Below are 14,794 nucleotides of genomic sequence, written 5' to 3' on the forward strand. Positions count from 1 at the left end.
ACACTTTATTATTAAAAAATATAATTATACATTAGCTATTATAATATAAAGATTATCTCTGTAAACTGATTATTTGGAGGTATTTATGATTATGATTTTATTTACTTATTTACGCTATTAAATAAAAATAACCTGTAATTTAAAACTGGAAAAATGAAAAAAACAGCAATTGTTGCGCTATTAGGAATCGTAATGTTTTCGTGTAAAAATGAAAAAAAAGAAGAGCAAAAAATAGAAACGGATAAAGTAGAAAACACAAAAGAAGAAGCTGTTTCAAAAGATATAAACTGGAATGAAATGCCCGATTTAAAAGATATTGGAAATTTTCCGTTTTTTACTGCGCCAACAGGACTTAAGGTAAGTAATGAAAAAAACGGTCTTTCTGAATTTTTTGATTATGAAACAATGCAAAACTACACCGGCAGCAGTATTTATGCGACTGAGGGAAAACTGGGAATTTTGACATTTGAAGGTTCTGATGGTAAAGATTTCAATCAAAAATTATTCGACAAAAGTTTTTATGATTATCTGGATAAAATAGGAGCGAAGCAAATTTATAAAGGAGAGTTTCCGGAGGACGAAAAGCAAAGAGCGATATTAGAAAAAAATTCCTGGAACGGAAAAAATCGTACTAGCGGACTTTTAAGAGAAAGTGAATCGCCATTTGCTTTATATGCTTTTAAGAACGGCGGGAAAAAATATGTCGTAAATATTCAGTCTAACTCAGCGCAGGGAAATATTTTTATAATGGAGCTTAAAGATTTTGAGCAAACTATTAAAAAATATTCTGCAGAGCAAATGAAATCCGACATTGATAAAACTGGAAAAGCGGTTTTGCATATTAATTTTGATACAGACAAGGCTTCTTTACAACCGGACGGACAAGAAGTTGTCGAAGAGATTTTAGCGTTGTTGAATGCGGATCCAAAATTAAAACTTTCAATAGAAGGACATACTGATAATTCTGGTACCGAAGCCAGAAACCAAACGCTGTCTACTCAAAGAGCCAATACGGTAATGTATGCTCTGGCAGCAAAAGGAATTGACATACAAAGATTAAAAGCAAAAGGATTTGGTGCTTCAAAACCTTTAAAAACCAATGATACCGAAGAAAACAAAGCAGAAAACCGAAGAGTAGAATTGGTTAAAATACAATAGAATCCTGTGGCTATTGCAACAAAAAAATCTTGCTCAATACAATTTACAGATAGAAAAAACCAGAGATAAAAAAATGCTAAACAATTAAGTTTAGCATTTTTTTTATAACATAATAAAACTGTTTCCTACCAAATCAACGGTTCGTTACCACTCATAAAAAGGTAACGTTTTTCATCTACAACTGGTAAGTTTGTAATTAGGTAAGGGTCGACACGAATGTTTTTACCTTCAATTGGTTCTACATTTTCCCAGCGCAATACAATTATTTGTCCTGATACAGTACCTAAAACAATATGCTGCCTGTCTGATGCAACATCTATAGACATAATTGTGCCGCCTATGTGTGTGTAGTATGATTTTTCATCACTAACTTTTAGCCATAAATAACCATCATTTGACCCCAGATAAAATCCATGAGCTGACGGATACATACTAAATATCCATCGTCTGTCGTCTACAACAAAAAGAGCATCGCTATCCATATTATAACCGGAAGCCTGCAAACCCTCAATTTTATCTAATAATACACCCAAAGTTCCGCTTCTTGAAAAATGGCAAGAGCCTAATGCAAGTAATGGCGGCTGAAATTTATAATTGAAACAAGCAATATTAGGATAAGAAGAACGCTGTTCTATATTGGCAGTTTCTTCCCATTTTTGATTTTGCTGCATCAATACAATGTGTGATGAATTTTGAGATCCTACAGTAATATATTTGTCATCTGGCGAAATAGCAGCATGTGGATAATGAAGAAATTGATATTTAGATTCGTATTCATCTTCATCATTTTCTTCCTCCTCGTAATCTTCTTCGTCATCCTCATCTTCGTCGTCTTCATCCGTAATAAGACCTCCGTGTATGAGTTCAAAACCGTTTTCGTTGATAACAAAAATACCGTTATAAGTAATCAATACGACTTCTTTACCGGTAGAAAAAACCTCGATACTTTCATATTGAAGTTGTTCGATTGTAGCATCGTCCGGCAAACTAAATGTTGATATTATTGCACCGTTCCAGCCTTCGTGTACTTCAATTTTTGTGTCATAAACTTTTGCATAGTATTTTTTGTTTTCGCTAAAACCAAAACCAATTAAATCGTCTATTAAAGTTATTTCGTCATCCTTAATGGTGTAAACTCCTTGCCATTCATAATAATCTCCCAATTTTGCGAGTATTGTATTGTCATCCAGTATTGCTACTTTTCGGACTTTGTACCACATTGGTTTGTCTAAAATATCAGAAAGCGGATCATTATCGGGCGGAAAAAGCTCGCGAAATTCTTTGTGCTTTCCATTTTTATTATACTCGATAAGTTGCTCCAGAACATAATCGCCCATATCCTTTCTGGTTTCTTCAGGACATTCTGTTGTGGGATTTTCTTTTTGAATGTAGATAATATCCAGCCATTCATTAATATCCTTTTTGTATTCACTTCCTTCTTTTTTCCATCTCTCTGATGCTTCCAATAATTCTTTCATGAAAATTTGCTATAGTTTTAATGTTAAAAATGATTCCATTTGGTGCGCACAATTTATACATTATTTATAATTAATAACAAGATATATCTGATTATTACTCAAAAATGTTAATAAGTAATATCTTAAAGAATTGAAGTTTTTGCCGTGATTTGTAAGTAATTGATTTCGAATTAAATAATTAATGGACTTAATTTTTTGTTCTGCTGAATTATTAAAATTGAAAGTAATATTTGAAACTAAAATGTGGAAAAGTCTCCTATTAAATCGTTTTAGCAAGAGAAATAGATTTCAATATCCAGCATTTTGAGCAATTTATGGCTGTAGATTTAAAAAAAATCTTACATAGCAAGAAAAGTGTGATTTGCGTTAACTCCTTTATTTATAATGATCTAAAATTTTAGTAAAACTTTAATTAACATTTTTTTTACAAAAAAAACGTTTAAAATTTTCGGGTTAATATTTTTAACATACTTTTGTTCTATCAAATTGGTAGAATTTAAAATAAAGATTGAATACAAAACATTAAAAAGCATTAAATAATATTTTCATTTTTTGAGCAAGCAAAGAATTATTTGGCAATCTAAGCTTTATAATTTGCCACTCCTGAAAATACTTCAAACTATAAAATCCACAGAAATATTTAATAAGATGAATTCTAATTTTAGGATTTAAAATCTTGTAGAAAACATTTAAATAAAGTAATCTAAAATAAGTAAAAATGAAAAAACGAATGTGTTGCAGATAAAAAAACCATTTCTGTTGCAGCAGAAATGGCGAAGCTTAAAGAAATTGTACATCTCTGTAAGGAGAGCGAGAGGAGTAAATCCGTTTTCGGCTCACCTTATTTATTAAACTAAAACAAAGTAATGAAAAAAAAATTAAATAGATATGCATGGCTTTGCATTTTGTTAATTTCCATAGGAATTAAAGCTCAGGAAACCAAGCCGTTAATTCAGTCCAAACTCGAAGGAACCGTAATCGATGCCGTTACAAAGGAGCCTGTTATTGGTGCTTCGATAAACATTAAAGGTACTACGCACGGAGCTGTAACAGATTTTGATGGAAAGTTTTATTTCCAAACCGGACAAAAGTTTCCTTATACACTTATAGTTAGTTATCTGGGGTATAAAAAAACAGAAATTGTTGTGACTTCAAATCCGGTTACTGTTAGTATTGAACAAGAGCAAAACGCACTTTCAGAAGTAGTGGTTACGGCACTTGGTATTACAAAAGAAAAAAAATCTTTAGGATATACTACTCAGGCACTTAAAGGCAAGGAATTGTCAGACACAAAAGAGACGAATTTCTTAAATAGTCTTAGCGGTAAACTGGCAGGAGTTCGTATTACTAATTCTCAAGGAGATATGGGATCTTCGCGTATTATTATTCGTGGTGAAACCTCTATTTCAGGAAACAACCAGCCTTTATTTGTGGTCGACGGAGTTCCGGTAGATAACTCGCAGTTAGGAACTGTTGGTGGAGCTACGAGAGATTTTAGAAACGCAATCGCCGATTTAAATCCGCAGGATATTGAAACATTAACGGTATTAAAAGGTCCAAATGCTGCGGCACTTTACGGATCTCGTGCAGCGCATGGGGTTGTTCTTATTACTACAAAATCAGGAAAAACACAACAAGGACTTGGTGTAACTTTCAACACTGGTATAACAATTTCTGAAGTTGCGAGTTTGCCTAAATTTCAAAATTCATTTGGTCAGGGATCAAACGGAAAGTTTAGTTATGTAGAAGGTAAAGGAGGCGGAGTTAATGATGGAGTTGATGAAAGCTGGGGTCCTAAAATGGATGGTCGTCTTATTCCGCAATTTAATTCAAATGGAGTAGCAGTGCCTTTTGTAGCACATCCTGATAATGTAAAAAACTTCTTTAATACGGGTCTTACATATGATAATAGTATTTCTATCGCAAAATCAGATGATAAATCAGATTTTCGTTTAGGAATAAACAATCAAAAACAATTAGGAACTGTACCTAACAGTGAAATAAACAAAACAAATTTTACAGTTAACACCAACTACCAAATATCTAAAAATATAAAAGTAGGTGTAACCGGAAACTATATTGTTACAACTGCACCAACATTGCCGGGCGGACCAACAGGAAACCGTGCTGCGGGTGTAATGCTTCAGTTTCTTTGGTTTGGACGTCAGGTAGATACAGATCAGCTTAGAAACAATAGAGATGTAAACTGGAATAACAGTTATTATAGTAATCCGTATTGGAATGCTTATTACAATACAACCAGTCAACAACGTAACCGTTTTATAGGAGATATCCATTTAGAAGCAAAAATTACAGACGGGCTTCTTTTTAAATTGCGTACGGGAGTTGATTATTACAACGATCGCAGAAAATACACGATTAAATATGGTACAAACGGAACACCTTTTGGGTCATATGCAGAAGATGCTTATACTGTAGACGAAAGAAATACAGAGGGAATCTTGCAGTATACTAAAAAAGTAAACGATGATTTTAGCGTAGATGCGCTTGCAGGATTCAACATACGTAATCATAGCGATGCAAACAATTATCAAAAAGCACCACGTTTAGCTGTGCCGGATTTGTATACATTAACGAATTCAAGAGATCCTTTGACTTCATCAAATGTATTCTCAGAGTTAAAAGTTTACAGTGCATATGCATCAGCACAATTAGGCTATAAAAATTATGCCTTTTTGAATGTTACCGGACGTAACGACTGGTCATCGACATTGCCAAGCAGCAACCGCTCTTATTTTTATCCTTCTATTAGTGGAAGTTTAGTATTATCTGACGCTTTGAATTTAAAAAGCAGTACGCTTGATTTCTTAAAAATACGTGGTGGATGGTCTGAAGTTGGTAACGATGCAGATCCGTATCAATTGGCTACGGTTTATGATTTTCAAACGGCATTTGATGGTAACCCAATTCAAACTTCTTCTAAAAAGAAACTGAATGAGAACCTGAAACCGGAAACGACCCGCTCGACTGAATTAGGTTTAGAGTCTTCTTTCTGGAAAAACAGATTACACCTTGATGTAGCGTATTATAACACGAATAGTTTTGACCAGATTCTGGAAATTAAAACAACTACAGCAAGTGGTTACAATTCGCAATTAATCAATGCCGGTAAGATTAACAACCATGGTTTAGAGATTCAGCTGGATGGAACTCCTGTTCAGACAGAAAGTTTTAAATGGAATGTGGGTGTAAATTATTCAAAGAATATAAGCAAAGTAGATATTCTTGACTATGAAAAACAGATTCAAAACTATACCATTTCTACTTCAGGAGGTGTTGATGTATTGGCATCTGTAGGACAAGCTTACGGAGCACTTTATGGAACTGCTTATTTGCGTGATGCAAATGGAAAAATTGTAGTAGGAGCGAATGGTTTGCCACAAGCTGATCCTCAAAAAAGAGTTTTAGGACATTATACTCCAGACTTTTTAGGCGGTATTACAAACACATTGACGTACAAAAACCTTGAGCTTTCATTTCTTGTTGATGCTCGCGTAGGTGGAGAACTTTTTTCAGGAACGAATAGAACAGGTAATTATACTGGTGTTTTAGAGCAGACTCTTCCGGGTCGTGATGCAGCAAATGGCGGATTAAATTACTATGTAACAACTACAAGTACAGGAAGTACTAAGACGTTGCTTCCAACTGGAGTTGCTGCTCCAGGCGGTGCTGTGGTGTATGATGACGGAATGATCTTTGACGGTGTATATGCTGACGGAAGACCAAATACGTCTGTACTTAGTGCGCAGGAATATTACAAAGCACCCTTCAACATTAGCGAAGCGTATATCTACAGTTCAACTTTTGTAAAACTAAGAGAAGTAAAACTGGGTTATAATTTTAATAAATCATTTGCTAAAAAGCTGGGCTTTCAGGGGGCAAGTATTACTGCGGTAGGTCGTAATTTGTTTTTTATCTACAAAGACGTACCAAATATTGATCCTGAATCAGCTTTCAATACCGGAAACGGACAAGGTTTGGAGAGTTTGTCATTGCCAACTACCAGAAGTTTTAGCCTTAATGTTAATCTTAAATTTTAAAAACACGAATCATGCTAAAAAAAATAGCTTATATAACGCTGTTTGCTGTATCACTGGTCTCTTGCAGCGACAGTCTGGATAATATTAATAAAAATCCAAATGCAACCGAAACACCACTTGCGCCTTATCTTTTAACCGGATCATTAAAACAGGGAGCAGATATATATTGGGGATCAGATAATAATTTTAACTCGTCTTTGCTGTTTGTTCAGCATTGGGCTAAAATTCAATATACAGAACCGGACAGATACGATGTGTCTAACACTTCTTTCGCCACTTTATGGAATACGGGATATGCAACCCTGATTACAGATTTGAACACGATTATTAATTTCCCGGAGCAACAGGCAAATTCAAATTATAAAGGAATTGCCCTTGCACTTCGTTCATGGACATTTTTATTATTGACAGATGCTTACGGAAGCATTCCCTATAAAGAAGCAGGTCTAAAAGTAACTCCGGCATATAATACACAAAAAGAAGTATACACAGGATTACTGGAAGATTTAAAACAAGCTCAGTCTTTATTAAGTCCGGCAAACGGAACTGTAACCGGAGACTTAGCCTATAAAGGAGATGTTTTGAAATGGAAAAAACTGGTAAATTCCCTTCGTTTGCGTATAGCGTTGAGAATTTCAGACAAAGAACCAGCTTTAGCAAAACAAGCGGCGATTGATGCGACAAGCGATGCTGGAGGATTAATAAGCAGTAATAGTGAAATATTTCAGTTTATTTATATCAGTTCTCCGCAGCAAAATCCAGCTTCGGCGTGGTTTGAAACCAGAGATGATTTTCGTATTTCGAAGACTTTGGTTGATAAGTTAAACGAATTATCAGATCCGCGTTTACCGGTTTATGCTCAATTACCATCAGATGCAACTGTAGGTAAATATGTTGGTGGTGGCAACGGATTGTCAAATAGTGCTGCAAACAGCCAGGGTTTTGCCAAAACATCAAAACCGGGAAGTTATTTCCTGACGTCAACATCGCCGGCTGTACTTGTTTCTTATTCAGAAACTTTGTTTAATCTTTCTGAAGCTGTAGCGCGTGGTTATATTGCAGGAGATGCAGAACAACTTTATAAAAGTGCCATTACGGCATCGTTAAATCAATTTGGGATTACCAATGCTACAACGGTTTCTAATTATCTGAACCAGCCAACGGTAAAATATGATGCAACAAATTATGCAAAATCAATAGGTACGCAAAAATGGATCGCATTCTTCGGGCAAGGTCTTGATGCATTTGTGGAGTGGAGAAGACTGGATTATCCTGTATTAACAGCAGGTCCTGATACGGTTTTAAACGGACAAATACCTTCGCGTTTCTTTTATCCGGGTACAGAACAATCCTTAAACGGAAATAGTTACCAGGCAGCAGTATCTGCTCAGGGAAAAGATTTACTGACTACAAAATTGTGGTTTGATGTAAAATAAGCAACAAATAAACTTAATTACTGAATTGTAACACAATTTCAAGATGTAATTAAGTATCTATAGAATTTAAAAACCTCCAAAGTCATATGACTTTGGAGGTTTTTTGTTTTTGAATACAACTTACTTTTTGCAACACTTTCAAAGTATTATAATATAATGTAAACTGCATTTTTATATTAGATATTTCTTAAGATTTTATAAATTCTAAAATATCTTTATTAATAGTTTCTGCTTCCGTAGTTGGCATACCGTGTGGAAATCCCGGATATGAAATTAGTTTTCCGTTTTTTAATAATTTAGCCGCTTTAGGAGCTTGATTATAAGGCACAATCTGATCATCTTCTCCGTGTAATACAAGAACCGGAATGTCCAGACTCTTAAGATCTTCGGTAAAATCTGATTCAGAGAAAGCTTTTATTCCTTCATAATGTGCTAAAACAGAACCCATCATTCCCTGACGCCACCAGTTATGTTTAATTCCTTCCTGAACTGTTTTTCCTTCACGGTTCCATCCGTAGAATGGTATTGGAAAATCATAAAAATATTGTGCTCTGTTAAATCCTGTACCTTCTCTTATTTCATCAAAAACAGACAATGGCACACCATCAGGATTTGCTTCGTTTTTTATCATTATTGGCGTTACCGCACTAATTATTATCGCTTTTGCAACACGTTCTTTACCATATTTTGCTGCGTAGCGTATTACTTCTCCGCCACCGGTTGAGTGACCAATATGAATCGCATTTTTTAAATCAAGTGCCGCAGTTAATTCCGCTACATCTGCTGCATAAGTTTCCATGTTGTTGCCTTCTGAGCTTTGTCCGGAACGACCATGTCCGCGTCTGTCATGAGCAATAACTCTGTATCCTTGTTTTAGGAAAAACATCATCTGTGCGTCCCAATCATCACTGGATAATGGCCAGCCGTGGTGAAAAACAATTGGTTGTCCTGTTCCCCAATCTTTGTAATAAATCTCTGTTCCGTCTTTTACTGTAATTGTGCTCATCTTTCTTTTAGTTTTAGGTTATTAATCGTTATAAATATATCTGTGTTTAATGTTGTCTTTAAATCTTGATTTTTTATTGATTTAAATTCTTTTACAAATTTACAGGGGTAGAAAAGACTTATCGATTAATCTAGATTAAGTAATGAAATTAGTCGTAATTTTAATTGGCTCAGGTTTATTTATTCTTTATACAGAAACCAAAATCATTATTGCTTTTTCTGCTCAAGCTCCACATTAAATTTTCCCCAAAACGGATTATCAGCCATTTGCGAATGTCCAATTACGAGAATATGATTTCCTTTTTGCGTGAGATTGATTTTTAAATCCATTCCAAACGGTCCGTCTGAACTTTGATCGGGAAAGATAATTTGGTTAAAACGGATGTTTCCTTTGCCTGTAGACGGAAGAATCTTTGCGTTTATTTCGCCTGAATCTTCATTTTTAAATTTAAGATATACTCTGGGATGAATAGAATCTAACGAACCTTCGGCTACATATAAACCTTTTTCGTTTTTAAAATTCAGGACGATAGTATCGCCAATTTGTTTGTTCTTTTCTATATTTTCCTTTTCAATAACTGAAACCGAATCTGAGACTGGAACGGGATTTTTTTTGATTTCTTTTTGTTGACATGAAAAAAAGAAAATTGATAGTAAAAGCATGCAGAAATTTTTCATAATATTATTTTTAGTGAAACTTCTCAAACTTAGTTTCTTTTTCAGCGTGTTATGTTACATAATAAGATTTGGATTTTGTAGGATCTGGACATTAATAATACTTTTAAACTTTACTTCTAATCATTACTTCTCGCATGTTTTAAAATTATAAGTTGTTCTTTAAGTGAAAGTTACTAAAAAAAGTATATATGTTAAAGATAACATTTATTCGAATAGGGAAATAAAATTCTAATTGTGTTTTTTACCAAAATTTTTCGAAATACCAATTCCAATAGTCCATGTATCATACATAAAAAAATCCCCTTTTGTTAGTAAAGGGGATTTAATTTTAAAGTCAGATATACAAGAATATCTGCTTAAAAACATTTAAAACTATTTTGATTCAGGCTCAAAAAGATCCTCTGAGTTCTCTGTAATAGGTATGTATAAACGTTCCCAAACATCCGTATCAACCATATCCCAGCTGTGACCTTTACCTTTTAAATCTTCGGCAAGTAAAATTACACCGGGTTCTATGATAAAAGTACTTCCATCAGAAACCTTAAATCTAATTTTACCTTTTACCGTTATTACATATTGTTTTCTGGGTGCAGGATGTGCGTTTTTTTCCCATTCTTCTGTTTTATTGCTGTACCAGAACGAAGCAGTATTCATGTGTTTTAAGGATGGAATAGAACCTTTTTCGAATGAACTCGTTCCATCAGGATTATTGATAAGGCGGTAAGCAGGAATCTCAGATGCTTCTTCTAATGGTTTTACCGAAACATTTTTGTGATTTTGTGCATTATTGCTGTTTGCTGACATAAGGACTACAGATAGGATAAATCCTTTTAATAAATTTTTCATTTTGATAGTATTTAAAAGTAATATTTTTTATTGAATGTAAACGGAATCATGAACCATCATTTTATTAAAAAATGGTTTATATTTTGCTACTAAAGCCAGATGTCCGTCAAGTTTACCATACGTTTCTAAGTCTTCAAGAGAATCAAATTCCATAGAGGCATTGTAGGTAAAAGAATTGTCCATTACAGGTCTTGGAGATGAATTTGCGGGTCCTCCATAACGTACATTTTTTACATAAGGCAACTTTTTAAGTCCTTCAAAAAAGTTTTTAAAATCTTTTACCTCCGTTGCGGTAAGTTCAGGTTTTAGCCAAAACAACAAATAATGAAAATAGACAGTCTTAGGTTGAGGTTCTGTTTTATTATTGGCTAATATTTCTCCTCCAATAAGCGAAAGCGCTCCGGCACTCGCAGATTTGATAATAAAATTTCTTCGTTTCATAATAGTAATTTTTTAATTAAAGTCGATTCTGTATTTTAAAACAAACTGCCATTTTCTGTCTGATACCGTGGCTTGACTGGCATCGTTTAAGGCATAAATTGGACGGTTTTGAGCATCAAAAGTTAATCTGGACGACATGCCATTCATTAATAAGGAAACACCGGCATCATAAGTCAGCGCCTTATCGTGAAGTCCGTCAAGATCAGAAAGCATAATACTTCCCGCAGGCTGCAGCTGTAGATTGCTTTTGTCTTTGTTAAAATAGGGTAGTGTACCACCAATTTGTACATAATACGTATTACCCGTCCCTATAACCGGCGATGTATTTCCGGCACCGTTAAGACTGCTTTCGGCTGCATTTACGCCACTTGCAGGATTACTTACCCCAGAATAACGGGTATAATTAGGACCGTAATTATTATTCATTGCCATGGCATAAGCACTAAAAGAGGTACCACGTTCCTTGTTTATCGGCGTATCGTAGAAAAGGTCAACGGCAAAGCTCTTTTCATCATCATTAATGGTGTTTTTCGCTTCATCAAGATGCCATAGTTCATTGTGTATGTATTCGAATCCGGCACCTAATGCAAGCACTTTCTTTTTACCGCTATATGTTCCGGAATGAAAAGGTGTTGAATTATTTTCGCTATCAAAAAATTCATATTTAAAATAACCCGAGTAATCCTTATTAGGATGGGTTTTGCTAAAAGTAGCTACATTATATTGCGGATCTGAACTCACATTCGTATACGGATCTGCAATAACCAAACGGTAATCAAGTTTGCCTATTTGTCCTTTTGCATAAACGCTGAACTCCCTCACGGTTTCATCAGATATCCCTGCATTTCCGGTTGCATAAGACGGGAAATCATATAATAAAGTATTCAATGGTCCTGTTGTAAATCTGGATAATCCTTTCCAGGTAGATCGACCCGCACCGGCAGCAATCACATCGTTGAATTTGTACTCTGCATAAGCATCCAGAAGTTCGAATGTTGGAGATGTTTTCGTGGCTACGTTTACATTCGTTAAACCTCCCTGTAGTATAAAAGTGAATTTTTCTGTAGGCTGATACGCCATTTTCACCCTTACCCTGCGCAATGATAAATCCGAAATACTGTTTACCTGCTCACCATTTACAAGACTTCCCGGATTAAGTTCCAGATAACGCGCCCATATTTCAGTATAACCGCTAAAAGATATCGAACGCGTTTTTTCATCGTTTAGATAATGCGTAAGAGTAGGGTTTCCAAAATCGTTCTTCTTTTGGGCATTTACGGTATTAAATAACCCTGCAAGCAGAGAAAAACATATTCCAATTTTTAAATAACCTGTTTTCATGTTTAGTTAAAATTTACATTTTGTTTGGTAGTGATCACTACTTTGTTTTTGACAGGACAAAGGTAGATTCAGCATACTCTTTGGGGTATTAGAAAACCATTAGAAAGGCTATAGAATGTTATTAGAAAATAGATTGTTTTAATTTTAAATAATTGAAAATCAGTGATATTTAAGCTTCGGTATAACTAATCTGAAGATATTAGCCTTTTAGAAAAAGAAAATATTGTCGTAAATTTGACTCCGATTTAAAATCAAGCCATACAAATGAAGATATTGATAGTAGAAGATAACAGCCGGGTTTCTGCGCTGCTTAAACGAGGATTGGAAAGTCAGGGCTACCAGGTTTATATTGCAGAAGAAGCAGAGGAAGGACTTATACTTTTAGAGAAAATTGATTTTGAATTGATTATCACAGATATTATGCTGGGAGGAATGGATGGAATTACGTTCTGTAAAAAAATCCGCCATTCCGGAAAAAAGATCCCAATCATTATGCTTACGGCGCTGGGAACTATTGACGAAAAAATTGAAGGCTTTGATGCCGGCGCAGATGATTATCTGGTGAAACCTTTTGAAATAAGAGAACTTTACGCAAGGGTTAAAGCGTTACTGCAACGCAAAAATGATGCAACAAACACTTTAGAAGAAAGCGCTCAACTAACCTACAGTGATCTTGTTATGGACAAACGTACCAAAGTAATTTATAGAGAAGGCGTAACCATAAACCTGACACCAAAAGAATTTAATCTGCTGCATTTTATGATGCAAAACCCGGAAAGACTTCTTACCCGTGACGAAATTGCCGATAATGTCTGGGGCAATAATTTTGATACCGGAACCAATTATATCGATGTTTATATTGCTTATCTGAGAAAAAAAATTGACAAAGGTTTTGATCAAAAACTAATTCATACCAAGGTTGGAATGGGATTTATTTTAAGCAGTAAAATATGAAATTAGTAACCCGCACCGCTCTTGCTTACGCCATTTTAACTGCTTTTATTCTTTTTGTTTTTGCCTACAGCGTTTATTTTGTATCTGAAAAAAACAGAAAAGAGGAGTTTTTTGACCGCCTTGATTATAAAATAACCTGGCGCGCTGAGTTTATATTTGATGCACAGATTGATAAAGACCTTATAAAGTTCCTGCACACAAAAAACAAAAAAGTTCTTAATGAAGCAGATATCAGTGTCTATGACAATAAGTTTGACCTTTATTTTTCTGATAATATGCCGCCTCTTGGCAATCAGAAGATATTGCAGTCCATCAAAAAGAATAAATACCTAAACTGGTCTGATGATAAATACCAATACCGTGGAATTTTATACATTGATAATAATAAAGAATTTTATATCGTAGGACGTGCAATAGACGTAAGCGGTCTTAATCATATTAGTGTTTTTAAGGAGAATTTGGTCTACGTGTATTTTACCTCGATCGTATTGATATTTATTATAGGTTTTGGATTTTCCTATTACACGTTAAAACCCTTAAAGGATATTATTTTTCAAATCAGGGATATATCAGAACATAATCTTAATAAGCGAATAATTGTGCCAAAAGCAAAAGACGAACTTTATGAACTTACAGAGACTTTTAATGATACTTTTAATAGATTAGAGAAATCCTTTAATAACCACAGGAATTTTGTAACCACAATTTCGCATGAATTCCGTACGCCGCTTTCTATTTTAATTGCTGAAATTGAACTGGGCAAAGAGCTAAACCAGACGATTGACGACTATAAAGTTTCTTTGGACAATGCCTTGGAAGAAGCAAATCATGTTTCTCAGCTTTCTACGGCACTTTTGGATTTTGCACGTGCTAATTATGATATATCACAAATAAAAATGTCTGATATTCGAATAGATGAAGTTCTGGTTGATGCAAAACTAAATCTCTTGAACAAAAAAGAGGTAAAATATAAGATTGGTATAAGCTACACGAACTTAGAAGATAGCGATGCAAATTTCTATAATTATAACGGGAATCCGTATCTTCTTCAAATTGCTTTTTCTAATATTATGGAAAATGCCTGCAAATATTCAACAGATCATTCGTGTCATGTAGACATCAATACTTTTGCAGAGAGTATTGTCCTGACATTCTCTGATAACGGAATTGGTATTCCTGAGGAAGATCTGGAGAAAATCTATAATTTGTTTTACAGAGGAAAAAATAAAAGCCACGAAATAGGGTATGGAGTTGGTTTATCTGTTGTAAAACAAATTCTAAGCCTTCATAATGGTTTAATCGATGTAAAATCTGTTGTGGGAAAAGGAACAACATTTATCGTTACGCTGCCGGTTTAAATTTACTTCATATAAAAAGGGACAGATATTTTTCTGTC

The 14,794-nt window shown here is 34.5% G+C and carries 11 protein-coding genes; 5 read left to right on the forward strand and 6 right to left on the reverse strand.

Annotation, left to right across the window (positions count from 1 at the left end):
- Positions 1-153: 153 nt before the first annotated feature.
- Positions 154-1,158: an OmpA family protein gene (locus tag ASF10_RS11375; protein ID WP_056249106.1), complete on the forward strand. Its 1,005-nt coding sequence runs from the start codon at positions 154-156 to the stop codon at positions 1,156-1,158.
- 125 nt (positions 1,159-1,283) lie between these two features.
- Here the strand turns inward: ASF10_RS11375 and ASF10_RS11380 are convergent, their stop codons facing one another.
- Positions 1,284-2,636, reverse strand: coding sequence for a hypothetical protein (locus ASF10_RS11380; RefSeq protein ID WP_056249109.1), 1,353 nt, complete (start codon positions 2,634-2,636; stop codon positions 1,284-1,286).
- An 866-nt stretch (positions 2,637-3,502) separates the two neighbouring features.
- Between ASF10_RS11380 and ASF10_RS11385 the strand changes: the two genes are divergently transcribed.
- Both ASF10_RS11385 and ASF10_RS11390 read left to right on the forward strand, forming a co-directional pair.
- Positions 3,503-6,697, forward strand: coding sequence for a SusC/RagA family TonB-linked outer membrane protein (locus ASF10_RS11385; RefSeq protein WP_056249112.1), 3,195 nt, complete (start codon positions 3,503-3,505; stop codon positions 6,695-6,697).
- 11 nt (positions 6,698-6,708) lie between these two features.
- On the forward strand, positions 6,709-8,133 hold the full coding sequence (locus ASF10_RS11390) for a SusD/RagB family nutrient-binding outer membrane lipoprotein (protein ID WP_056249114.1): 1,425 nt from the start codon (positions 6,709-6,711) through the stop codon (positions 8,131-8,133).
- A 187-nt stretch (positions 8,134-8,320) separates the two neighbouring features.
- On the opposite strand, the gene ASF10_RS11395 is transcribed toward ASF10_RS11390, so the two are convergent.
- The 5 genes from ASF10_RS11395 to ASF10_RS11415 all read right to left on the reverse strand — a co-directional run bounded on the left by ASF10_RS11395 (position 8,321) and on the right by ASF10_RS11415 (position 12,444).
- Complete coding sequence (locus ASF10_RS11395) at positions 8,321-9,139, reverse strand: alpha/beta fold hydrolase (RefSeq protein ID WP_056249116.1); 819 nt, start codon at positions 9,137-9,139, stop codon at positions 8,321-8,323.
- Between the two features lie 206 nt (positions 9,140-9,345).
- Complete coding sequence (locus ASF10_RS11400; RefSeq protein WP_056249118.1) at positions 9,346-9,816, reverse strand: hypothetical protein; 471 nt, start codon at positions 9,814-9,816, stop codon at positions 9,346-9,348.
- Between the two features lie 372 nt (positions 9,817-10,188).
- Complete coding sequence (locus ASF10_RS11405) at positions 10,189-10,662, reverse strand: hypothetical protein (RefSeq protein WP_241774941.1); 474 nt, start codon at positions 10,660-10,662, stop codon at positions 10,189-10,191.
- Between the two features lie 27 nt (positions 10,663-10,689).
- The gene (locus ASF10_RS11410) at positions 10,690-11,103 is read right to left on the reverse strand and encodes a Dabb family protein (protein WP_056249120.1); all 414 of its coding nucleotides are present in this window, start codon (positions 11,101-11,103) and stop codon (positions 10,690-10,692) included.
- Positions 11,104-11,115: 12 nt separating this feature from the next.
- Positions 11,116-12,444 carry a hypothetical protein gene (locus ASF10_RS11415; RefSeq protein ID WP_056249123.1) on the reverse strand — a complete coding sequence of 443 codons (1,329 nt, stop codon included), beginning with the start codon at positions 12,442-12,444 and terminating at the stop codon, positions 11,116-11,118.
- Positions 12,445-12,708: 264 nt separating this feature from the next.
- Here ASF10_RS11415 and ASF10_RS11420 point away from each other — a divergent pair, with 264 nt between their 5' ends.
- Together ASF10_RS11420 and ASF10_RS11425 are read left to right on the forward strand one after the other, a co-directional pair.
- A complete protein-coding gene (locus tag ASF10_RS11420; RefSeq protein ID WP_056249126.1) occupies positions 12,709-13,398 on the forward strand; it encodes a response regulator transcription factor in 690 nt (229 codons plus the stop codon).
- A complete protein-coding gene (locus ASF10_RS11425) occupies positions 13,395-14,756 on the forward strand; it encodes a sensor histidine kinase (RefSeq protein WP_056249129.1) in 1,362 nt (453 codons plus the stop codon). Before ASF10_RS11420 ends, ASF10_RS11425 begins: the two co-directional genes overlap by 4 nt.
- Positions 14,757-14,794 lie beyond the last annotated feature (38 nt).

This window comes from Flavobacterium sp. Leaf82, assembly GCF_001422725.1.
Lineage (GTDB): Bacteria > Bacteroidota > Bacteroidia > Flavobacteriales > Flavobacteriaceae > Flavobacterium.